This window comes from Antrihabitans auranticaus, assembly GCF_016481275.1.
Taxonomy (GTDB): Bacteria; Actinomycetota; Actinomycetes; order Mycobacteriales; family Mycobacteriaceae; genus Antrihabitans.
On record NZ_JAEMNW010000002.1, the window covers coordinates 167,591 to 188,521 of the forward strand.

20 protein-coding genes are annotated in these 20,931 nt (G+C 63.9%); 11 read left to right on the forward strand and 9 right to left on the reverse strand.

Going from position 1 to position 20,931, the window contains the following annotated elements:
• Positions 1-38 precede the first annotated feature (38 nt).
• The 4 genes from nthB to JGU72_RS08740 all read left to right on the forward strand — a co-directional run bounded on the left by nthB (position 39) and on the right by JGU72_RS08740 (position 3,315).
• The gene (gene nthB, locus JGU72_RS08725) at positions 39-752 is read left to right on the forward strand and encodes a nitrile hydratase subunit beta (protein WP_199683428.1); all 714 of its coding nucleotides are present in this window, start codon (positions 39-41) and stop codon (positions 750-752) included.
• Positions 749-1,336: a nitrile hydratase subunit alpha gene (gene nthA / locus JGU72_RS08730; protein ID WP_199683429.1), complete on the forward strand. Its 588-nt coding sequence runs from the start codon at positions 749-751 to the stop codon at positions 1,334-1,336. Before nthB ends, nthA begins: the two co-directional genes overlap by 4 nt.
• On the forward strand, positions 1,333-1,659 hold the full coding sequence (locus tag JGU72_RS08735; protein WP_199683430.1) for a nitrile hydratase accessory protein: 327 nt from the start codon (positions 1,333-1,335) through the stop codon (positions 1,657-1,659). The genes nthA and JGU72_RS08735 overlap by 4 nt, the downstream gene beginning before the upstream one ends.
• Positions 1,660-1,902: 243 nt before the next feature.
• Entirely contained in the window at positions 1,903-3,315 is a 1,413-nt protein-coding gene (locus JGU72_RS08740; RefSeq protein WP_199683431.1) for an HNH endonuclease signature motif containing protein, read from the forward strand.
• 79 nt (positions 3,316-3,394) lie between these two features.
• Here JGU72_RS08740 and JGU72_RS08745 read toward each other — a convergent pair whose 3' ends face one another.
• Together JGU72_RS08745 and JGU72_RS08750 are read right to left on the reverse strand one after the other, a co-directional pair.
• Positions 3,395-4,912, reverse strand: coding sequence for a sulfatase-like hydrolase/transferase (locus tag JGU72_RS08745; RefSeq protein WP_199683432.1), 1,518 nt, complete (start codon positions 4,910-4,912; stop codon positions 3,395-3,397).
• A 17-nt stretch (positions 4,913-4,929) separates the two neighbouring features.
• A complete protein-coding gene (locus tag JGU72_RS08750; protein ID WP_199683433.1) occupies positions 4,930-6,606 on the reverse strand; it encodes a purine-cytosine permease family protein in 1,677 nt (558 codons plus the stop codon).
• Between the two features lie 158 nt (positions 6,607-6,764).
• Between JGU72_RS08750 and JGU72_RS08755 the strand changes: the two genes are divergently transcribed.
• The gene (locus JGU72_RS08755; protein ID WP_199683434.1) at positions 6,765-7,493 is read left to right on the forward strand and encodes an acetoacetate decarboxylase family protein; all 729 of its coding nucleotides are present in this window, start codon (positions 6,765-6,767) and stop codon (positions 7,491-7,493) included.
• Here JGU72_RS08755 and JGU72_RS08760 read toward each other — a convergent pair whose 3' ends face one another.
• From JGU72_RS08760 to JGU72_RS08775, 4 genes are read right to left on the reverse strand one after another with little or no spacing between them, the layout of a single operon-like run.
• On the reverse strand, positions 7,494-8,870 hold the full coding sequence (locus tag JGU72_RS08760; RefSeq protein ID WP_463315437.1) for an FAD-binding oxidoreductase: 1,377 nt from the start codon (positions 8,868-8,870) through the stop codon (positions 7,494-7,496).
• A complete protein-coding gene (locus tag JGU72_RS08765; protein ID WP_233531806.1) occupies positions 8,867-9,172 on the reverse strand; it encodes a hypothetical protein in 306 nt (101 codons plus the stop codon). Before JGU72_RS08765 ends, JGU72_RS08760 begins: the two co-directional genes overlap by 4 nt.
• Entirely contained in the window at positions 9,118-9,648 is a 531-nt protein-coding gene (locus JGU72_RS08770; RefSeq protein WP_199683437.1) for a hypothetical protein, read from the reverse strand. Before JGU72_RS08770 ends, JGU72_RS08765 begins: the two co-directional genes overlap by 55 nt.
• A gap of 31 nt (positions 9,649-9,679) precedes the next feature.
• Complete coding sequence (locus JGU72_RS08775) at positions 9,680-10,864, reverse strand: serine hydrolase domain-containing protein (protein ID WP_374101106.1); 1,185 nt, start codon at positions 10,862-10,864, stop codon at positions 9,680-9,682.
• A gap of 94 nt (positions 10,865-10,958) precedes the next feature.
• Between JGU72_RS08775 and JGU72_RS08780 the strand changes: the two genes are divergently transcribed.
• Positions 10,959-12,311, forward strand: coding sequence for a DUF445 domain-containing protein (locus JGU72_RS08780; RefSeq protein ID WP_199683439.1), 1,353 nt, complete (start codon positions 10,959-10,961; stop codon positions 12,309-12,311).
• Between the two features lies 1 nt (position 12,312).
• Complete coding sequence (locus tag JGU72_RS08785) at positions 12,313-13,212, forward strand: Abi-alpha family protein (RefSeq protein ID WP_199683440.1); 900 nt, start codon at positions 12,313-12,315, stop codon at positions 13,210-13,212.
• A gap of 22 nt (positions 13,213-13,234) precedes the next feature.
• Here JGU72_RS08785 and JGU72_RS08790 read toward each other — a convergent pair whose 3' ends face one another.
• Complete coding sequence (locus JGU72_RS08790; RefSeq protein ID WP_199683441.1) at positions 13,235-14,167, reverse strand: asparaginase; 933 nt, start codon at positions 14,165-14,167, stop codon at positions 13,235-13,237.
• A 44-nt stretch (positions 14,168-14,211) separates the two neighbouring features.
• The gene (locus tag JGU72_RS08795) at positions 14,212-15,666 is read right to left on the reverse strand and encodes an aspartate ammonia-lyase (protein ID WP_233531807.1); all 1,455 of its coding nucleotides are present in this window, start codon (positions 15,664-15,666) and stop codon (positions 14,212-14,214) included.
• A gap of 65 nt (positions 15,667-15,731) precedes the next feature.
• Between JGU72_RS08795 and JGU72_RS08800 the strand changes: the two genes are divergently transcribed.
• The gene (locus JGU72_RS08800; protein WP_199683442.1) at positions 15,732-16,346 is read left to right on the forward strand and encodes a DJ-1/PfpI family protein; all 615 of its coding nucleotides are present in this window, start codon (positions 15,732-15,734) and stop codon (positions 16,344-16,346) included.
• On the opposite strand, the gene JGU72_RS08805 is transcribed toward JGU72_RS08800, so the two are convergent.
• On the reverse strand, positions 16,322-17,347 hold the full coding sequence (locus JGU72_RS08805) for a LacI family DNA-binding transcriptional regulator (protein WP_199683443.1): 1,026 nt from the start codon (positions 17,345-17,347) through the stop codon (positions 16,322-16,324). The two genes, JGU72_RS08800 and JGU72_RS08805, sit on opposite strands and share 25 nt — an antisense overlap.
• Positions 17,348-17,422: 75 nt before the next feature.
• Here JGU72_RS08805 and JGU72_RS08810 point away from each other — a divergent pair, with 75 nt between their 5' ends.
• Genes JGU72_RS08810 through JGU72_RS08820 form a run of 3 tightly spaced genes read left to right on the forward strand, consistent with a single transcriptional unit; the run spans position 17,423 to position 20,453 of the window.
• The gene (locus tag JGU72_RS08810; RefSeq protein WP_199683444.1) at positions 17,423-18,580 is read left to right on the forward strand and encodes a phytanoyl-CoA dioxygenase family protein; all 1,158 of its coding nucleotides are present in this window, start codon (positions 17,423-17,425) and stop codon (positions 18,578-18,580) included.
• Positions 18,577-19,590 carry a Gfo/Idh/MocA family protein gene (locus tag JGU72_RS08815; RefSeq protein WP_199683445.1) on the forward strand — a complete coding sequence of 338 codons (1,014 nt, stop codon included), beginning with the start codon at positions 18,577-18,579 and terminating at the stop codon, positions 19,588-19,590. Before JGU72_RS08810 ends, JGU72_RS08815 begins: the two co-directional genes overlap by 4 nt.
• Positions 19,587-20,453, forward strand: a complete 867-nt coding sequence (locus JGU72_RS08820) for a TIM barrel protein (protein WP_199683446.1) — start codon at positions 19,587-19,589, stop codon at positions 20,451-20,453. The genes JGU72_RS08815 and JGU72_RS08820 overlap by 4 nt, the downstream gene beginning before the upstream one ends.
• The last annotated feature ends 478 nt before the right edge of the window (positions 20,454-20,931 follow it).

Below are 20,931 nucleotides of genomic sequence, written 5' to 3' on the forward strand. Positions count from 1 at the left end.
TGCGAGGATCGGCGACGCATCGGGCGTACGGTTTCTTCGTGCCATCCGTTCACGACATTGGTGGTCGTGCCGAATACTTCACGCCCGTCGGGTACGACCCGGCCGAGCCACCTTTCCATGCGCGGTGGGAAGAGCGGGTGTTCGGCATGGTGTCGTTCCTGATGACGTCGTTGAACAAGAGCGTCGACGAGTTCCGCTTCAGGATCGAGCAACTTCCCGAGCAGCAGTATTTTTCACCATACTTCGCCAGATGGCTTGCGGCGCTAGAGACCGAACTGCAGGCCGACGGGTATTTGGTTCCGGGCGAGGTGGACGCAAAGGTCGCTGAAATGCCCTCCGCGGCAGGTCGAAACGGCCCACGAATACAGACGAAGGTTGTCGCCCTCGTGTTGCGGGCAGTGCTGCGCCCGAGGTTGCCCGGCTGGGTGTGCGCACGTGTCCTCCCGCGCATGTTCGGTGCGTCTCGGCCGACGCGTGACGCGGCCGAATTCGCTGTAGGCGACACCGTGCGCGTGCGTGCGCGCCGAGACGGGCATACTCGCCAGCCGGGCTACGTAACCGGAAAGTTGGGCGTCGTCACTGCGCAGCACGGCGCTGCGATACTGCCGGATGCGCGTGCCGTTCACAGGCGTGAGCCACCGCAGCATCTGTACACGGTCGCCTTCAGCGGTACCGAGTTGTGGGGCGACGAGGCAGAGCCCGGTACCGAGGTTCGAATCGACCTGTATGCGCCATACCTGGAGGCGGGATGAGTGCCGATCACGGCGGGATGGCGACACGGGTCGAGGCGATCGAGGGCCTGCTCGCACAGAAGGGCCTGATCGACGTCGGCTCGGTGGATCGGCTGATCGACCACTTCACACAGGATGTCGGGCCGCTCAACGGCGCCAAGGTAATTGCGCGCGCGTGGGTGGACGCCGTGTACAAGAAGCGGTTGCTCGAAGACGGCACGAAGGCTGTGGCCGAGTTCGGTTTCGGTGGCCCCGAAGGTGCGAGACTCATTGCGGTAGAGAACACTTCGGCCGTCCACAATGTCGTGGTGTGCACATTGTGCTCCTGCTATCCGTGGACGGTGCTCGGTTTGCCGCCGGGCTGGTACAAGTCTGCGGGGTACCGCTCGAGGCTGGTCGCGCAACCACGGGCAGTGCTGCGCGAGATGGGCCTCGAAATTCCAGTCGAAGTCCTTGTGCGAGTGTGGGACAGCTCTGCCGAGGCGCGGTATTTCGTGCTGCCGATGCGGCCCGCCGGTACCGAGGGAATGGGGGAGGCCGAACTCGCCGAGCTGGTAACCCGCGACGCGATGATCGGCGTCGCCGCGATCGGTGAGCCGGCGTGACCACCGTTGACCTGCTCGACGTCGCCGGGTCTGCCGCGCCGCCGCGGACGAACGGCGAACTCGCATTCGACGCGCCGTGGCAACAGCGGGCGTTCGGACTGACGATGGCATTGGCCGACTCAGGAGTGATCACCTGGGAATCGTTTCGGCGTCAACTTATTTCGCGGATTGCCGAAGACGAGTCCCGCCCATACTGGCAATCTTGGACGTGCGCGCTGGAGGATGTGCTCGCGTCTACAGGTTTGCTCGTTGGTGCCGACATCGAGGCTCACGAAGAACTCCTCGCGCGCCGGGAGGCGGGTCACGATCATCGTCGGGCTTGATCGACTTGGGCCGATGCCTCTGTTTGGGCGTGTGCATCCTGTGTGCGCGGCAACCTGCTCGCCTAGGCAAGAGAGGCAGGGTGAACCAACGATCGGCTGCCCGCCTCTCTGCAGTGCGCCCTCACCTGGGGTGCCGGACAGCTCCCAATTCAGTCTGCCAATCATGAAATCCGCCTGCCTCGCACCAGTTTCAGTTTGATGTAACCCTGGCTATATCAACAGGTTTCGATTAGAATAGCAAGTATGTTCGAACTGTTGCTGCAGTCGCTCACCGGGGCCGGGTTACCCGACCCCGCAACCGCGCCGACCCTAGCACTCGTCGACACCGCCGCAGCCTTACACCGGTTCGAGGCCGCCGTGTCCGCCCGCAAGCATGCCTATGCGGCGGCGGTGTTTCAACGCTGCCTCGACGAGGCACCCGAAGATCCTGATCCGGTGTCGTCGATCGACCCCTGGGATGCGGCCGAAGCCGAGTTGTCGGCTGCGTTGACGATCACGTCGGCGGGGGCATCCGCGTTGATCGACATCGGGCACAACCTAATCACCCGGTTACCGAACGTGTGGGCCGCGTTCGCCCGCGGTGATCTGGATCTGTACCGGGTGAAGATCATCGTCAACGCCACCCGCAATGTCGCCGAGGAACACCTCAAAGAAGTCGAACGTCGCATCCTGGCCGCCGCGTTGGACGGTCGGGCACCGTTGACCAGTCACCGCCTGCGCGGTGTGATCGACAGGGTGATCGCGCAGGTCGACGCCGACGGGTTGCGGACCCGCCGCGAAGCGGCGACCACGGGGCGGCATGTGTGGATCGGTCCCGGGCAGGACGGGATGGCCGAACTCGCCGGGTCGTTGCCCGCAGCGGATGCGATGTTCCTGTCCGGTCGGATCGGGGAAATGGCGAAAGCGGTGTGCAAGCAGGATCCACGGTCGTTTGCGGCCCGCAAGGCGGATGCGTTGATCGCCCTGTCCAAAGGCGACACCCATCTGGCCTGCCAGTGTGAGCGGAAGGACTGCTCTGCCGCGACCCGTGCATCGAAGGTCGGGCGGAAAGCGTTGGTGCATGTCATCGCTCCCCGCGCCACCGTGGACGGGACGAGTGAGCAGCCGGGCTGGTTGGACGGGTTCGGGATCATCGACGCCGACCAAGCGCGTGCTATCGCTAAGGATGCGACCGTCCGGCCACTCGTCGAACCCGACGAGAAGGTCACCGACGCCTACACACCCACCGAGCAGGTGCAGGACTATGTGCGCGCGTTGTGGGGGTCGTGCATGTTCCCCAACTGCGACGTACCGGCGTGGGACTGCGATCTGGATCATCGCGACCCGTACAACCATGACAACCCGGCAACCGGCGGTCGAACAACAGCCGAGAATTTGGGTCCGTTCTGCCGTAAACATCACCGGGGCAAGACGTTCGGCGGGTGGGACCTCACCAAAGGCGAGGACGGGTCACTGTCGATCACCTCACCGCACGGGAATACCTATCCGGTCGCGGAAACCGGGCCGATCCCGCTGCTGGGTGGGACCGAACCCGACCGGCCGATGCCCGACACGGCACCGGACCCCAAGCAACGCACCAGAATCCAGCAACACGAAGCCCGGACCCGCAGCGAACGAGCCCAAAACGCGGGCGACTACGAACCGCCACCCTTCTAACGAACCCAAGCCCGATCAGCCCGTCACCACCACGGTGACGGGCCAAACGGGCGTGGTTATGCGCCAGCAGCGTGACCGCTCACTGACACGTCGCACCGCTGCACGCACCGAGTGCGATGAGACGCTGATTCAACCCCGCGACCGTTTCCGCGTGCACTTGCTTGCCCTGTTCGGTCTTGACGAGGTTGGTCAGCTGGTAAGGGTCAGCGCGCAGGTCGTACAGCTCGTACTCGCGTTCGCTCAGTGGACGCTCGCGTTCGTACCAGCGCACATACAGGTACCGATCGGTGCGCAGGGCCGTGTAGGACGGGATATCGAACGCGTACATGGCCGAATCGAGGCCCGGAACCTGTTCCAGCGCAACGCCGTCGAGGCCGAGCGCCCCGCCACCGGCGTACTCGGCGACGAAGTCACTGCGCCAGCCGGAGTCGTCCCCGGCCAGCGGACCGGTCAGCGAGCGGCCATCCATGTTCGTCGGCACGGGTACGCCTGCCCAGTCGAGAAAGGTCGGCGCGAAATCGATGGACAGCGCTGTCGCCGGACTGCTGCCGCGGCCGATTCCGGGGCCGGCAATGGCGAGCGGAACCCGCATGGATTCCTCGTACGGCGACATCTTCTGCGTCAGGCGGTGCGCGCCGAGGTTGTAGCCGTTGTCGGACGTGAACACGAGGTACGTGTTGTCGAGTTCGCCTGTCCGATCGAGGGTGTCGACAATTCCGGCGACCATCTCGTCCAACGCGTGGAGGGATCCGAGTCGGTTCGTGTAGTCGACGTCGTTGGTCAGCGCAATCGTCGCCGACCGGGCTTGGGCAGTGTCGATCAGCCAAGACGGCTTGTCCGACACGTCGGGTTCCTGGTAGTTCGGTGAGCGCGGCGCCGCAGTCGGTGTGGTGAGCGGCAAGTGGCGCGGCGCGGCAGGCAGTGGGAAATGTGGTGCCGTCGACGCGGCGTACCAGAAGAACGGTCTGCCGTCGCGGGCAGAATCGGTGATGAATTCCGCGGACTTCCGCGCGATCACGTCGGTCTGATAATCCTGCGGGCGGACGCCGTACCGCACCTGGCGACCGTTCTCGTTCAGCGTGTACCCATAGCCGGTGTACAGCAGGTTGTCGACGCCGGCATTCCAGTCGTCCCAACCCGGCGGTATATGGCCACGGTCGTGCTCGAGGCCGTTGAGATACTTTCCGGCCATGCCCGTGCGGTATCCGGCATCGTGCAAGTAGGTCGCAATCGTCGCCTGCTCGTTCCCGTTGTCACGGAAGGCATCGAACCCGCCGACCTCGCCGCCGTTGGTGAGCACACCGGTGTTGTGACCGTATTTGCCGGTCAGGATCGATGCGCGTGCGGCACAGCAGATCGGCATGGGCGCGAAGCCGTTCTCGAACTCCATGCCGCGATCGCGAATCAGCGCCGCGGTCAACGGCATTGCCTCCCACACCGGCGTAGCGGTGTTGTCGAGATCGTCGGCGAGGATCAGCACTATGTTCGGTCGCTGATCGGGTTGTGCGTGTGCCGATGCGGTCAACCCCGCGGCCGCCAGTAGAGCGAAGGCGAGCGCGCTGCCGAGAATTCGATTGCCGCGTGACACGGGATGCATGCGGCAACGCTAGTGCGCTACGGCTGGGCCGGCAGCACGTGGTCTCCCGTCTTGTCGGTGCTCAGGCTCAACGACGAGATGTACAACTTTTCGCCGTCCGGTCCAGTGCGGTTCGACGCGATCATGTCGGGTCGTTCGAACGCCATCCCCGACACGTGGCAGTGCAGCGTCTCGCCGGACGGATTGCCGTGCTCGTCGAACATGGGCAGGTCGATACCGTCGTCCGTGCGTCGCAAGTAGTACTTGCCTTTGGTCGCGATCGCGAGAGCCGGTGTTGCGATCAACGCGATCAGCACGGCCACAATCGGCGAGTACGGCTTGATCGCGGCCCCGAACGCACCGAAGAACACCAGGATCGAGATGCCTGCAGCGAGGAGCATCGAGACGAAGCCCACCGGGTTGATGGCGTAGAGCATTCCCCGCCGGAACTCGGGCACCTTCGGCGACAGCTCGAGCAGGTACTTGTTGAACACGATGTCGGCCGCGACGGTGACGATCCAGGCCATGCCGCAGTTGGCGTAGAAGCCGAGGATCGTGTTGAGGAAGTCGAACATGTTGGCTTCCATGAGGATCAGCGCGATCGACACGTTGAAGATCACGAAGACGAGCCGCCCCGGATAGGTCTTGGTGACGCGGGTGAACGAGTTCGTCCAGGCCAGCGACCCGGAGTACGCGTTGGTCACGTTGATCTTGATTTGGCTGATGACGACGAGAATCACGGCCAGCGTCATGGCGAGCCAGTGCGGCATCATGTCCTGGTAGATCTCCAGGAACTGGTGAACGGGCTGGTTCGCGACGCTTGCGCCGTCGACGACGTTCGCGATCAGGTACACGGCGAGAAAGAGCCCGACAACCTGCTTGATAGCACCGAAGATCACCCAACCCGGACCTGCCAGCAGGACTGCGGTCCACCACCGGCGGCTGTTCTCGGGAGTCTTCGGCGGCATGAATCGCAAGTAGTCGATCTGTTCCGCGATCTGCGCGATCAGCGAGAGACATACGCCCGCCGCGAGCATGACGGAACCGAGGTTCACGCCCTTGCCATCTTCGCCGTCCGCGCCGCCGTAAGCGAAGAAGGCGCTGATCGAATCGGGGTGCTTCACCAGGAGGTAGACGAACGGCAGCACCATCATGATCAGCCATAGGGGAGTCGTCCACACCTGAAGTTTGGCAAGCGCTTTCATGCCGAAGATGACCAATGGGATGACCATCAACGACGAGATCGCGTAGCCGAGCGGCAGCGGTATGTTCAGGCCGAGTTCAAGGCCCTGCGCCATGATCGAACCCTCGAGCGCAAAGAAGATGAAGGTGAACGTCGCGAATATGACATTCGTGACCACCGATCCGTAGTAGCCGAATCCGCTTCCGCGCGTGATCAAGTCGAGGTCGATGTTGTATCGGGCGGCGTAGTACGCGAGCGGAAATCCGGTCAGTATGATGACGACCGCGAACACGAGAATGCCCCACAGGGCGTTGCCAGTTCCGTACGAGATGCCGATGTTGGCACCGATAGCGAAGTCGGCAAGGTAGGCGATGCCGCCGAGGGCGGATGTCGCGACGACGGCGGTGCTCCACTGCCGGTAACTGCGTGGCGCGAAGCGGAGCGTGTAGTCCTCGAGCGTCTCTTTCAGCGCGCTGCTGTGGTGTTCCTCCAGCAGTGTGTCCGACGTTGGATCCTTGGTATCCAGTGTCATTTCCGCCAACCCCTCGGTGCTTTGCGGCCCCGGGCCTGGGCCGTCATCGGGGCTACGTTCGTCCGTCGGGGCTGCGTCGGTGCGGCGGCGAGGTAAACAACCTATTAAGCTGCAACTAGAACGTGTTTCAATTGGCCGAACTTCGACTGGAGGGTCTCGTGACGTCGCATACCGTGCGCGGGCAGCGCGTCGACATGCCTGTGCAGATCCGGCAGGCCAGTGCGTTCGCCGCGACGTACAACGTGTCGGCGGCCGCGGCACAGACGGTGATCGCGTACTCCGGACTCGAAGTCCTGCGACTGTTTCCGGGACGGGCGGTGTGCACCCTCGTATTCGTCGACTACGTCGACGGAGATCTCGGTCCGTACAACGAGTTCGGGGTTGCGTTCCTCGTCCGTGATCCCGTCAAGCGGCCCAAGCTGCTCGGCGACGTGCGGGCAGTGCTCGGTGGCGGTGCAGGTGTGTTCATCCACCGGTTGCCGGTCGACGGCGAGTTCACGATGGCTGCCGGCCGCGAAATCTGGGGCTTTCCCAAGGAACTCGCCGAGTTCGAGACCGACAGCTATGCGGGCGGACGACGCGGAATCTTGCGCAAGGACGGCCAGCTGATCGTGGATCTCCACGTCCAACAAGGTGTTCGGCTGCCCGGCTCGGGGATGAACACGTCCCTCGACGCCTTCACAAGCCTGGCCGGCGTCACCCGGCGAACGCAATGGTTGATGTCCCCGGCCGGTGTCCGGTCGAGACCCGGCGGCGCGCGACTGTCCCTTGGCGAGCACCCCTGGGCTCGCGAACTTGCGACGCTGGGACTCCCGCGTCGTGCGATGCTGACTTCGGTGATTCCGGAACTGCGCATGACATTCGAGGACGCAACTCCGGTCCGATAATCAGCGTGCCGGAACTACCTTGCCTGGGTTGAGAATGTTGTGGGGATCCAGGGCACGCTTCACGCTGTAGTGCATATCGAGCACCGCGGGGTCGAGTTCCTTCGCGAGCCCGTCCATCTTGAGCAGTCCGACTCCGTGCTCGCCTGTGACCGTGCCACCGAGTTCCAGCGCGGCGTCGATGATGTCGGTGAAGGCGGCCTGCGCTCGCGCGCGTGCAGCATTGTCGTCGTGCGGCGCGATGAGCAGTGGATGTAAGTTCCCGTCACCCGCGTGCGCGATGTTCGCGATGGTCGTTTCGCGGTGCGCTGCAATACGTTCGATGCGAGCCAGCATCTGCGGGACAGCCCGGATCGGAACACAGATGTCTTCGGTCAAGACGGGACCGAGGCGCTCCATTGCCGGGTATGCCAGTCTTCGCGCTGCGAACAACGCATCCGCTTCGGTCTGATCGGTGGAGTGCACAGCCCAATTGGCGCCGGCCTCTTCGAAAACGCGCTGGAGCCTGTGCGCCTCGTCGTCGCCAATCGCGCCCGGCGTGTCGACCCTGCCGAGCAACAGGACGTCGGCGTCGACAGACAGGCCCATGTTCTTCCACGCATCGACTGCAAGCAGGCACTGCTTGTCGACCAGTTCGAGCGCTGAAGGCGTAATGCCGGACGCCGCAACGGCTTCGACCGCGCGACCGGCAGTGACGATCGAGTCGAAGTAGCCGGCGACCGTGCGCTCAGGCAACCTGCTCGGCCGCAGCCGGACGGTCACCTCGGTGATGATGCCGAGCGTGCCTTCTGAACCGACCATCAGGCCCGCCAGGTCATACCCCGCGACGCCCTTGGCGGTCCGGCGACCGAGTCGCACGAGATCGCCTGTGCCCGTCACCACTTGCACTCCAAGCACGTAATCCCGCGTGACGCCGTACTTGAGGCAGCACACGCCACCGGCGTTGGTCGCGACGTTACCGCCGATGGTCGACCACGGCGAGCTTGCCGGATCGGGCGGGTACCACAGTCCGAGTTCTTCGCAGGCGCGCCGCAAGTCGTCGTTGACAACTCCCGGTTCGACAACCGCCAGCCGTTCGAGCGGGTCGATCTCCCGGATTGTCGTCATCCCGTCCAGCACGATCACCATGCAGTCGCGAAGTGCGTTGGCGCCGCCGGACAAACCGGTTCCGGCGCCGCGGGCGACGACTGCGGTGCCCGTGTCGATGCACCAACGCACTGCGATCTGAACTTCTTCGGCGGTCCGCGGTCGCAAGACAGCGAGCGGCCGTTCGAACGGTGCCCATTCTGCCTCGTCGTGCAGATACTTGGCGATCACATCCGGGTCCAGGATCAATCGCCCTGGGGGAAGCGACTTTTCCAGGTCGGCGAGCGACATCATGGCGTCCGCGGGCCAGGTGTGTCAGCGTGCACGATTCGGCGCCACGTCAGCAGCACGATGATCGGTATGGCGAGCACCGAAGTGCGCGATAGGACGATCGACGCATTGTTGTCTTCCATCATTCCCGGAACTGCGAAGTAGCCGAAAACCACAGCGGTGGTCAAGATCAGCAGCGCCGCACGTTCGGCTTTGGAAGTGAAACCACAGGTGGTGATAAGCCAGGGGAGTGGAACGCGATAGAGGTCGATCAGCACCCACAGGACGAGGTACCCGCCGACCACGTACACCCACCACGGCGACATTCCGGTTCCCAGCAGGAAGTGATAACATCCCCGTCTTCGGGAAAGACGCGGAGCGGGATGTAGCAGAAGAGGTTCGCGGCGTTCATGACGTAGAGCCAGAACAGGACGTACGCGTGGAAGGGGCGACTTGCGAAGTACTGCACGGTGATCAGCCAGCGCGTGATGAGGTACAGCCCGCCGTTGGCGAAGATCGGACCGGCAAAGGCAACGAGTGCAACCTGCCAGTCCTTGCCGGCTTTCAGGGCATCCCAGTAGTCGACGTTCTCGTTGATGTCGACGAATAGCAACACATTGAGAACACTGCCGGGACCCCAGTGAATATCGCCTGGAACAGGTTTGATTCCGACAAGCCAGGCGACGACCGAATGGGCGAACTCGTGCGGGAGCACGGCTGCGTAGTGCGTGAGCAGCAGAACGATCGGCGTCGCAGCCAGCAGCCATGCAGTCCGCGGGGGTGTCCGGATCACGGTAGCCACGGCGGCTCCTGTTCGGTAGCGGGCGCAGCGGTCAGGGCACGTTCGGCGCTTTGTCCGGGAAGAGAAGCGATCCGATCGCGTTCCCGATCGGGACGGCGTTGTTGATGTTTGCATTGGCCGTCGGCCCGAGATTGACGAACGCGACAATCGCGGTCTTCGATTCCTTCTCGTACAGGGCAATGCCGGCGTAGCCGCCGAACGCTGGATTCATGACCAGCCAGTTGTTCAGGTGCGCCGTGCCGAACGCGAAGTACTTCTCTGTGGTCAGCGGGCCGAGCCCAGCCGTCTTGGGTGCCATCATTTCTGTGAACACCGCGTCCGAGACAAGCTCGCCCGTGGCCAGTGCGCGAACCCAGCGGCCCACCTCGGACACGTTCGAGTTCATGTTTCCGCTGTTGAGGAAGGCGGTGGGGCTCCAGAAGGTCGAGTCTTCGAACATGCCCCGCTCGTTCGTATAGCCGTGCAGGATCGGTTCGACCATCTGAGGGGTGAGCACGACCTGGCTGTTGTCCATGCCGAGCGGTGTGAAGATGTGCTCCTTCAGCAGTTCGCCGAGGGTTTTTCCGCTTGCCTTCTCGAGGACGACGCCGAGCAGGCACAGATCACTGTGCGCATAGGCGAAGCTGGTTCCGGGTTCGAACAGTGGGGGCCGGGCGTTGGCCAGGGCGAAGATCTCTTCGGCGGTGAAGCCCTTGATCGGATTGGCGTAGAACTCTTTGAGGAACTCGGGGTTCGTCACATAATCCGAGATGCCCGACGTCGAGTTCGCGAGCATACGTGGCGTGATCTTGTCGGCACGCGGGAAGTCGGGTACCCATTTGGCAACTGGATCGTCCATGTTCAGCGTGCCGGACTCGTTGAGCTGCAGAAGAACTGTCGAGAGCATCGGCTCCATCGGCTGGCCGACGCGCAACTGCATATCCGGCGTCGCAGGAACACCGACAGGAGATTCGCCGAGCGCACCGAGAGCGATCTGCTCGTCCCCGCGCCACACACCGAACACGCCACCGGTGAGGTCGAGATCTTTCATCTGGGTGCGAACGATCTCGACGATCTTTTCGGCATTCGGGTCGCTGCTCAGCTCGATGCTCGACCCGCTCGTGGCCTTCGCCTCGTCCTTGTCGTCGCCGCTGTCCGACCCGCACGACACTGTGGTCGAGACCAGGCCGACTGCAACTACCGCAACAATGCTCCGGTGCAACCAGCGGTTCGACATACTCATGAATCGGTCCCTTCGAGAACCGGGCCGCTGCCGGTGTCGTTGGATTGTAAAGCGCGACTATTGTTGTCGTGGCCAGATTGGAGTGCCAGTGGACATAATCGGATCCGGTCCGTTCATCGACTGGGAGGCGATGACAGGTCTGTCGAAGTTCTGGATCGACATGATCAGCGTCCCGTTGTTCAGTGCTGTTGCAGGCGTTCTCGTGAACTGGACCGGTGTGTACATGTTGTTCACGCCGGTCAACTTTCGCGGGTTCTACGTGCCCGGACTGAAGACACTTTTCCCGTTCATTCCGCGGAAAGTGCAGCAACTCCCGATCTGGGCGCCCGGCGGAATCATCGGCTACCAGGGCTTCATACCTGCCCGAGCCGAGAAGATGGCGTGCTACATCGTCGACAAGGCGGTCGCCCGGATCGGCAGCGTCAAGGACTTCTACTACGAGTTCGATCCGCAGTCGGTCGCCGTACACATGTCGGAGGTCGTCAAACGTGATCTCCGGCCGCTTGTTTCGTCGGTGATGGAGCGTGAGCATCCAGGGTTGTGGCGGGATATGACGCCAGCGATGCGCGAGATCGTCTACGACAGAATCGAAGCGGAGATGCCTGGCATCTCCGAGCGCGCGCTGGAGCGAATCGGCGAAAACGTCGAGCAGATGATCGACATCAGACTGATGGCGATGAAGTTCCTCAAGAACAATCCGGAAATGCTGAAGGACATCGTGTGGAACATCAGCGCGCCCGAGCTGAAGTTCATGATCAGGATCGGCCTTCTGGGTTTGCCCTTCGGCATGCTGTTCGCGCTCGTCATCTACTACTACGGCAAGGTGCCCTACCTCGATGCGATCCCTGGTTGGGTAGTCGTACTCACCGGCGCTGCGCTGATCGGCGTCACGGTGAATCTGCTTGCGATCAAAGTCGTATTCGAGCCGGCCGAGCCGCAGCCGCGTTACAAGTACCTGTGGAAGCAGGCAAAGTTGGCGAAGCGGCAACCGCAGGCCGCGGAGGACTTCGGCAAACTGCTCGCGACGAACGTCATCAACATCCCGAACGTCGCCGACGAACTACTCAACGGACCTCGCGGCGACCGAGTGCGCGGATTCATGGAAGACATCGTCACGCAGGAACTCGACAGAGTGCTCGGGCCGCTGCAATCGGTGGTGCGGGCAGCAGTCGGCACCAAGGAGTTCGACGCGATCAAGGCCGGTTCGATGGCAACCGGGCTCGAGTACGCGCCGACGATCATCAATGACGAGGAATTCAATGCTGCACAGGCGGCGAAAATCGAGCGCTTCGCCAGAGACAAGCTCCGCGAACTGAGTCCGGCGCAGTTCATGGAATTGATCTATTCGGTGATCGAGCAGGATGCGTGGTTGCTCTACGTCCACGGCGCACTGCTGGGGCTGGGTGTCGGCGGCCTGCACCTACTACTTTTTGGATCCTGACATGAGTGACGAAAGCAACCACGCAGACCAGCCGGGCGGGCGAGGAAGCAAGTCCACACTCGACGTTGCGGCGGACCTGGCCAAGTTCGCCACGAATCCGGTCGAAGTGGCAAGCGTGGCCAAGTTGTCCGCCGCGGCCCTGCTGCGCGCCATGGGCGCGCTCGGCCAAGGCGCCGTGGATACGTCGAACGAGATTGCCAAGCAGATCAGTTCGGGTGAACGAATAACCCAGATCGTCGACGATCGAATCGAACAGGTTGTCGCGGCTGCGCTATCGGCGCTCGGTGCGGAAGAGGCTGCAGCACATCGTGATTCCAGCCGGTCAGGGTCTCGCTCTACGCGCAGCCTGAAGACACGTGGCGACGACCTGCTCTCCCGCTCGTGGAATGCCGCGTCCTCCACAGGCTCCGAGCACCCGGCCTTCGATCGGATCCTCGACGAAATCACTCCCGACGAGGCACGAATCCTGCGGTTTCTCGCGGTGGCGGGACCGCAGCCCGCGATCGATATCCGCACGAGCACGCCGTTCGGCATCGGGTCGCAACGGCTCGCGGTGGGAATATCGTTCATTCCGGACATGGCCGGCTGTGCGTGGCCGGCCCGCGCCAGGCACTACCTCGGCAATCTGCACGGGCTTGGGCTCGTGAGTTTTTCGACGGAACCCGTCGAGGACTTCCGCAGATACCAGGTCACCGAAGCACACCCTGAAGCCGTTGCCGCCTCGCATCGGGCGAAACGCACGATCGCGGTCTATCGCAGCATCTACCTGTCAGTCTTCGGTCTGCAATTCTGCGAGGAATGCTTCACTCTCGACGGGTACGACGGTGGCGGGTGGGCGAAGTACGAACACAACGACCAGTACTGGGGGAAGGGCCCGCGGCTGCCGAAGCCGGTGGATTGAACCGTCAGGGCAGGTGGACGGGCTACTCTGCGAACCAGCTTTCGATCTCGGCGCGCGAAGTAGAGCCGGCAAGCAACGCGGCCAGCAGGATTCGCGATTGACTCGCCCGCAGGACGGGGGACACGATTGCGCCTGCCGCGACCAGGTCGAAGCCGCCCCCGCCGCCGCCGTAGGCGGCCGCGACGGGACCCTCGGGTACTCGCGTCGACACCAGAACAACGACGCCCGTTGCGACGCAACGCTGTACAGCCGCGACGACTTCGGGATTCGCGTTGCCGCTACCCATTCCCTCGAGGATCAGTCCGCTCGCACCTGCCGCCACGTACGCGTCGATAGCGGTTGCGTCGACGCCTGGATAGAGGGTGACGATGTCGACGCGCGTGCCGGCAATTGTGCGGCGCCCGAGAGTCTTTCGCGCTGTGGTGGTGCCTGCGAAGCCGTCGAGCGCGGTAGTGTGCACCTTGCGCGCGCCACGGGCGGCGACGATGGCGGTGCCGAAACTGATCAGCACGCCCCGGCCTCGCGCGGCATCGTCGGTCGCGAGGCTGACTGCCGAGGCGAGGTTGCCGGGTCCGTCTGGCTCTTCGTGGTCGGAATGGCGTTGCGCACCGGTGAAGACGACAGGCCGGGGGTCGTCGTGCTGCAGGTCGACGAGCATCGCGGTTTCTTCCATCGTGTCGGTACCGTGCAACACGACAACGGCGTCGACCCCGTCGTCCGCAAGCGCACCTGCAACGGCCTCAGCGATCACGTCCATCTCGGTGAAGGACATCCGTGCGCTGTCTGTCGACATCAGATCGTGCAGAACAAGATTCACCGATGCGGCAGCCTGTGCATGTTCGACGAACGCGTTGCCGGTCAACGTCGGATGGATGGCGCCGTCGGGACCTCGCGTGCCCGCGATGGTGCCGCCGGTCGTCACCACGGCGACTGTCTTGGTAGGCGTTTCACCCATGGTCTGAACCTAGGCGGTTGCGGGGGCGCCGCTTGCAGGCAGGGTCACGGTGTGTCCTGCCGCAGGTTTGCGAGGTGCTCGGGCTGCAGAATCCGGTCGAGTTCCGCGCGGTCGAGAAGCCTCTTCTCCAGTACGAGGTCGGCGACGTTGCGTCCGGTCAGCAACGCTTCCTGTGCAATGAGAGTCGCGGCGGGGTAGCCGATGTAGGGGTTGAGGGCGGTCACGAGCCCGATCGAATTCTCCACCGAGGAGCGCAGTCGATCGGCGTTGGCGGTGATGCCGACAACGCAGCGTTCCGCCAGGGTGCGGCAGGCTGCGCCGAGATGAGTCATGCTCTCGGACAACGACTTCACGATGATCGGCTCGAACGCGTTGAGCTGCAGCTGACCGGCCTCGGCGGCCATGGTGATGGTGACGTCGTGGCCGATCACTTCGTAGGCGACCTGGTTGACGACCTCGGGGATGACCGGGTTCACCTTGCCCGGCATGATCGACGAACCTGCCTGGACGGGTGGCAGATTGATCTCACCGAACCCCGCGCGCGGGCCCGACGACAGCAGTCGGAGATCGTTGCAGATCTTCGACAGCTTCACCGCGACGCGCTTGAGTACGCCGGACAGGTGGACGAACTGGCCTACGTCCTGGGTGGCCTCGACGAGGTCCAGCGCGGTGACGAGCGGCAAGCCCGTGATCTCGCGCAAGTAGTCGCACGCGAGGGCGGAGTACCGCGGATCGGCGTTGAGCCCGGTCCCGATTGCTGTTGCGCCCAAGTTGATTTCGTGAACGAGGAGGGAGGCCTCTTCGAGGCGCGCACTGTCCTCTTCCATCGTCACCGCGTAGGTGCCGAACTCTTGGCCGAGTGTCATCGGCACGGCGTCCTGCAACTGGGTGCGGCCCATCTTCACGATCGTTCGAAACTCGGCAGACTTGGCAACGAAAGCCTCGCGTAGCACGCGCATTGCGTCGAGCAGTTCGCGGATGGCGAAGATCGTCGAGATGTTGACTGCGGTCGGATAGACGTCGTTCGTCGACTGGCTCAGATTCACGTGCTCGTTCGGATGCAGGAAGTCGTAGTCGCCCCGCTCGCGGCCGAGAATCTCGAGCGCCCGGTTGGCGATGACCTCGTTGGCATTCATGTTCGTCGACGTACCGGCACCGCCCTGAATGACGTCGACGACGAACTGGTCGTGCAATGCGCCGTCGAGGATCTCCTTGCAGGCCTGGCGAATAGCGTCGGCGCGGGTCTTGTCGAGGAGTCCGAGCGTGCAGTTTGCCGACGCCGCAGCCCATTTGACGGCAGCGAGGCCCGCGATGAGGTGTGTGTTCGAACCGATCCGTCGCCCGGTGATCGGGAAGTTCTCGATCGCTCGCAGCGTGTGCACGCCCCAGTAGGCGTCGGCGGGTACTTCACGGTCGCCGAGGAGGTCGTGCTCGATACGAAAGGCGATCACAGCTGGGGCAGGCTGAGTGGTAGCTGTCCGGCTGTCTGACAGGTTCATGTATCGAGTGTGACTCCCGCAGCGCCGGATTGTCAATCGTCGTATTCGAGGCGCATCCTGACCGGGTGCGCATCGAGATTCTGGTTTTCGACGGTTTCGACGCCCTGGACGTCGTCGCGCCCTGGGAAGTCTTCGTTCGCGCGGGTGCATTCGCCTCGAACTTCGAAGTCGCGTTGGTCCGAACGGGTGGCAACGAGATCGTCCGAGCCGCGGAGGGAATGGAGCTGAGGGTCGTCGAGGAGGTCGGCAGCCCGGATGCAATTCTCGTGCCGGGCGGGAGTTGGGTGTCGGGGGAGGACACCGGCGTGCCGAAGGAGATTCGCCTCGGCGCGGTGCCGCGTGTGATCGGCGACCTCGCCAACTCGGTTCGCTGGGTGTCGTCGGTATGTACGGGTTCATTGCTCCTGGGCGCGGCGGGACTTCTGCAGGGGCGCAATGCGACGTCGAATCACGCAGCGCTGGAGGAGATCTCACGCTACGGTGCTCGAGTGCGTGAGCATCGCGTCGTGGACGACGGCAACATCGTGACCTGCGGAGGCGTCACGGCGGGAATCGATCTAGCGCTCTGGCTCGTCGAGCGCGAAATCGGGGCTGAGGCTTCACGGTCGGTTGCCGCAGCGATGGAGTATCCGGTTCCGCCCGATGTCTGGCGAGCTCAAGGAGCTGCGGGTGCGTTGTAGGGCGTGAGGATCTGGATCATCGACGGCGTCGCAGGAGGTCCCGCGGGCACAGCGCCGTGCGCCTGCATGATCAGCTGACATACCTGCCGCACGTCGTAGTTCAGATCATGGTGCAGCACAGCCGATATCCGGCCCGCGAGAAGCAGTCGAGCGTTGTCCTCATCGTAGTCGTGTGCGATGTATACGTGGCACGGTCTGCCGGTGTCGTCGAAGGCCCTTCGGATCGCAAAGTTTCCGCCGCCGATCGAGTACACGCCGACGATGTCCGCGTCGGCGCGCAGTGCGTGCAGTGCGAGCTCGTGCGTTGTGCTGTCGAGGCCGTGTCCGCCCTGCAGTTCGACGATTGCGCGCTCCGGTGCAAGGGTGCGCATCTTTGCCCGAAACCCCATCTCACGCTCTTCTTCGCCGCGGAATTCGTTGCTGCTCAGACTGATCAGGATGTTGCCCGGCCGCTGCCCCAGCCACTGATCGAGGAGATATGCTGCCGTCGCGCCGGCCGCGCGGTTGTCCATGCCCACGTAGGCGATTCGCCGGCTGTGCGCAACGTCTGTCACCAGCGTGACGACGGGGATCTTCGCGGCGATGAGTCGATCCACGGCGGCCGCGACCTCGGGCGCGTCCGGTGCCTTGAGGATCACGCCGTGCGAACGTCGCTTCGCTATCCCGTCCAATGTCTCGACCATCGCCGAGGCCGAGCTCGTCTCACGGAAGTGGAAGCGGGCGCGTAGAACAGCGGGGGAGAGCGCAGGCAGTTCCGCTTCGAGCGCGTGCCGGATTGCAGTCGAGAACCGCTCCGGGGTCTGCATGACGACGTCGATCAGAAACTTTCGTCCGACCAGGCGAAGCTGCGAGCGCTGGCGATCGAGATCCGCAACCGCCTGCCGGACTTCCGCCCGGGTGCTGTCGCGAACGCCGGGTCGATCGTTGAGCACGCGATCGACCGTGGCCTCGCTCAGGCCGGACTGCTGGGCAATCTCACGAACCTTGTATCGGTGGCCCACGGACATCTCTTTCTGATGGCTTTTTGATGGGTTTCTGGCGTTGTAACGAGGTCTGCAGATGAGCAGACTAGTCCTATGACCTCAGTTCTCGATACAGCTCGCGGATGGTTTTCGGCATCCGCTGGCTCTCTTGACGACTTTCGCCGAGCCGTGGAGCGCGTAACCGACCCCGCCGACTATCCATTCGCGGACTCGGTCGAGTCCAATGTGCCGATCTATCGAATCGCGGCGAATCCCGCTGATCGTCAGGCGATTCGCGAAGAACTGTTGCGCGCGCTGTCCACCGGTCCGGGTGTCGTCGTCTTCCGCAACGCTTTCGACGGGTCCGTCGTCGATGCCGCGTCCGCCAGCTTCGACGTACTGATCGCAGCACAGCGTGCTGACGGATCGAACGCGGGCGATCATTTCGGGGCGCCGGGCGCGAGCGACAGGATCTGGAACGCTGCGCAGAAACTTGCCCTCGCGGCGCCGGACGTGTTCGCCGACTACTACGCGAACGACCTCCTCGCGCTCGTCTGTCAGGCCTGGCTCGGCCCGGTGTATCAGGTGACGTCGCAGGTGAACGTCGTCAATCCTGGCGCTGCCGCACAGGTTCCGCACCGGGATTACCACCTCGGAATTGTGCGCGACTGCCATCTCGCGGAGTATCCCGTTCAGCTGCACCGGATGTCCGCGGCGCTGACGCTGCAGGGTGCGGTGGCACACTGCGATATGCCGGTTGGCAGCGGGCCGACGATGTTGCTGCCGTATTCGCAGACGTTCGAGCCGGGTTACATCGCATTCAGGCGCCCCGAGTTCGTCGACTACTTCCGGGCGCATCACGTTGCGCTGCCGTTGGCGAAGGGCGACGCGATCTTCTTCAATCCCGCCCTGTTCCACGGCGCAGGTCACAACCGGTCCGCGGCCATTCGTCGTTCGGCAAATCTCCTGCAGATCTCTTCGCCGTTCGGTAGGGCGATGGAAGTAGTCGACCGGACTGCCATGTGCACCGCCGTATACCCGGAGTTGTTGCGGCTCAAGGCATCCGGACTCGACCGTGGTTTGCTGCACAACATCGTCGTCGCGACTGCCGAGTGCTATCCGTTCCCGACGAACCTCGACAACGACCCACCCGGTGATCGGCTGGCACCCCCGTCACAGGTCGACATCGTATGGGACGCACTCGAGCAAGAACTTCCACCGACAACTCTTTCCGCTGCATTGGCAGCCCAATCCGAAAGGCGCAAGCCATGACTCACGATTTCCGGATCGGGCTGATCGGGCTAGGCCGCATCGGCGCGTTCCACGCCGAGACGCTGGCTTCGCTGCCCGGTGTTTCTGGGCTGGTCGTTGCCGACGCCGACCTCGCGCGGGCCGAAGCGGTCGGCGCCAAGTTCGGCGCCGAGGTTGCCGCTAGCCCGGACGCACTGTTGGCTTCACGGCCTGACGGGGTGGTCATCGCGGCGGCAACCGATGCGCACGCAGCGCTCATCCTGGCCGCGGTCGATGCGGGAATCCCGACGTTCTGCGAGAAGCCGACTGCGGCAACAGCCGCCGAGAGCCTCGCCGTGCTGGCGGGAACCAGTGGTTCGGGCGTGCCGGTGCAGATCGGTTACCAACGCCGTTTCGATCCGGGATTCGTCGCAGCGCGCGCCGCGGTCGCCTCGGGGGAACTGGGCTGGTTGCACACGGTGCGCTCGACGACGATGGACCCGGTTCCGCCGCCGCCCAGCTACATCGCAACTTCTGGTGGCATCTTCCGGGACTGCGGTGTCCACGACTTCGACATCATCCGGTGGGTCACCGGACGTGAGGTCGTCGAGTTGGTCGCGATCGGGGCCAATCGCGGCGACAAGTCGTTCACGGCGGTCGGCGACGTCGACACTGCCGCAGTAACGTTGACCCTCGATGACGGGACTCTCGTTATCGTCAGCATCACCCGGTACAACGGTCGGGGGTACGACTGCCGCCTCGAGCTCCACGGTTCCCGGGACAGCGTCGCCGCAGGCTGGGACGATCGACTTCCGATGCGATCGACAGAAGCTGGAGTGGAGTTTCCCGCGGGCGTTCCGCGGCAATTCTTCATGGACCGGTTCCTACCCGCATATCGCGCCGAGCTCAGCGCGTTTCTCGATGTGGTCGCAGGCGTTCGCCCGTCGCCGTGCACGCTGAGCGACGCCATCGAGGCCGGCTGGATCGCAGAGGCGGCAACACTTTCCGCCCGTGAACACCGCGCCGTTCGAATGGAAGAGGTACGTCGATGAGACTGGCTGGAGCACCGATCTCCTGGGGTGTGTGCGAAGTGCCGGGCTGGGGATACCAGCTCGCGCCCGAGCGGGTACTGCGCGAGATGGCAGGTGCCGGCCTGCAGGCTGCCGAGTTCGGTCCGGAGGGTTTTCTGCCTGCCGAACCCGGCGAGTTGACTCGCACCCTCGCGCAACACGGCCTTGCTCCGGTGGGTGCGTTCGCGCCGGTCGTTCTGCACCGTGCCGATCACGACCCGGAACCCGAGGTTTCGGCGCTACTGGACACGTTTGCAGTCACTCGCGCGGACGTCCTCGTGCTCGCTGCCGCGACAGGGCAGGACGGGTACGACAGTCGGCCCGCGCTCGATGCCGACGGTTGGAAGACGTTGCTGCGCAATCTCGACAGGCTTGGCGATCTCGCGGCTGCCCGCGGTGTTCGTGCGGTTCTGCATCCGCACGTCGGGACGATGGTCGAGCAGCGGGACGAAGTGTTCCGAGTCTTGGACGGGTCGTCCATCGGAATTTGCCTGGACACGGGTCACCTGCTGATCGGCGGAACGGATCCACTCGAGCTCGTCGAAGCAGCCCCTGCACGGATCGGGCATGTTCACCTGAAGGACGTGAATACCTATCTGGCGCAACGTGTTCGGACTGGATCGCTGACCTACACCGAAGCTGTTCGGCTGGGCATGTACCAGCCACTCGGTGCCGGGAATGTCGACATCGCGGGCGTTGTATCTCGCCTCGACGCGGCCGGCTACGACGGTTGGTATGTCCTGGAGCAAGACACGATCCTCGACGCCGAACCGGTCGGCATCGGTCCCCTCGCCGACGTCGAGCGGAGTATTGCGTACCTGAATTCTTTGAAGGTCTCGTCGTAACGCTGCCCGCACTCATTCGGATGCGGGGTTGCCCTGTCGAGTGGGCGGTGGTGGCGGCGTTGGGCGGGTGATTGCGCTACAGCAGCCCGTTCGGCGACGTTGTTTGGGCCCCGCGCGGCGAGCAGGTGGTTGGTGGGGTGTCGGCCGGGTGGCGGGCGCGCGACAACTGCCTGGTGGGCGACGTTGGTTGGGCCCCGCGTGGCGAGCAGGTGGTGGGCGGGGTATCGGCCGAGTGGGGGGCGCGGCAACTGCCTGCTGGGCGGTGCTGCACGGGGCGACCAGGTGGTTGGCGGGGTATCGGCCGGGTAGCGAGCGCGGCAACAGCCTGGTGGGCGACGTTGCACGCGGCGACCTGGCGGTTGGCGGGGTATCGGCCGAGTGGGGGGCGCGACAACAGCCTGGTGGGCGACGTTGGTTGGGCCCCGCGCGGCGAGCAGGTGGTTGGCGGGGTGTCGGCCGGGTGGCGGGCGCGGCAACA

Bases quoted from the DNA above. Each gene is read 5' to 3' on its own strand.
- nthA (WP_199683429.1), top strand. From the start codon at position 749: ATGAGTGCCGATCACGGCGGGATGGCGACACGGGTCGAGGCGATCGAG.
- JGU72_RS08740 (WP_199683431.1), top strand. From the start codon at position 1,903: ATGTTCGAACTGTTGCTGCAGTCGCTCACCGGGGCCGGGTTACCCGAC.
- JGU72_RS08745 (WP_199683432.1), bottom strand. From the start codon at position 4,912: ATGCATCCCGTGTCACGCGGCAATCGAATTCTCGGCAGCGCGCTCGCC.
- JGU72_RS08750 (WP_199683433.1), bottom strand. From the start codon at position 6,606: ATGACACTGGATACCAAGGATCCAACGTCGGACACACTGCTGGAGGAA.
- JGU72_RS08760 (WP_463315437.1), bottom strand. From the start codon at position 8,870: ATGATGTCGCTCGCCGACCTGGAAAAGTCGCTTCCCCCAGGGCGATTG.
- JGU72_RS08765 (WP_233531806.1), bottom strand. From the start codon at position 9,172: ATGTCGCCGTGGTGGGTGTACGTGGTCGGCGGGTACCTCGTCCTGTGG.
- JGU72_RS08775 (WP_374101106.1), bottom strand. From the start codon at position 10,864: ATGTCGAACCGCTGGTTGCACCGGAGCATTGTTGCGGTAGTTGCAGTC.
- JGU72_RS08785 (WP_199683440.1), top strand. From the start codon at position 12,313: ATGAGTGACGAAAGCAACCACGCAGACCAGCCGGGCGGGCGAGGAAGC.
- JGU72_RS08790 (WP_199683441.1), bottom strand. From the start codon at position 14,167: ATGGGTGAAACGCCTACCAAGACAGTCGCCGTGGTGACGACCGGCGGC.
- JGU72_RS08795 (WP_233531807.1), bottom strand. From the start codon at position 15,666: ATGAACCTGTCAGACAGCCGGACAGCTACCACTCAGCCTGCCCCAGCT.
- JGU72_RS08810 (WP_199683444.1), top strand. From the start codon at position 17,423: ATGACCTCAGTTCTCGATACAGCTCGCGGATGGTTTTCGGCATCCGCT.
- JGU72_RS08815 (WP_199683445.1), top strand. From the start codon at position 18,577: ATGACTCACGATTTCCGGATCGGGCTGATCGGGCTAGGCCGCATCGGC.
- JGU72_RS08820 (WP_199683446.1), top strand. From the start codon at position 19,587: ATGAGACTGGCTGGAGCACCGATCTCCTGGGGTGTGTGCGAAGTGCCG.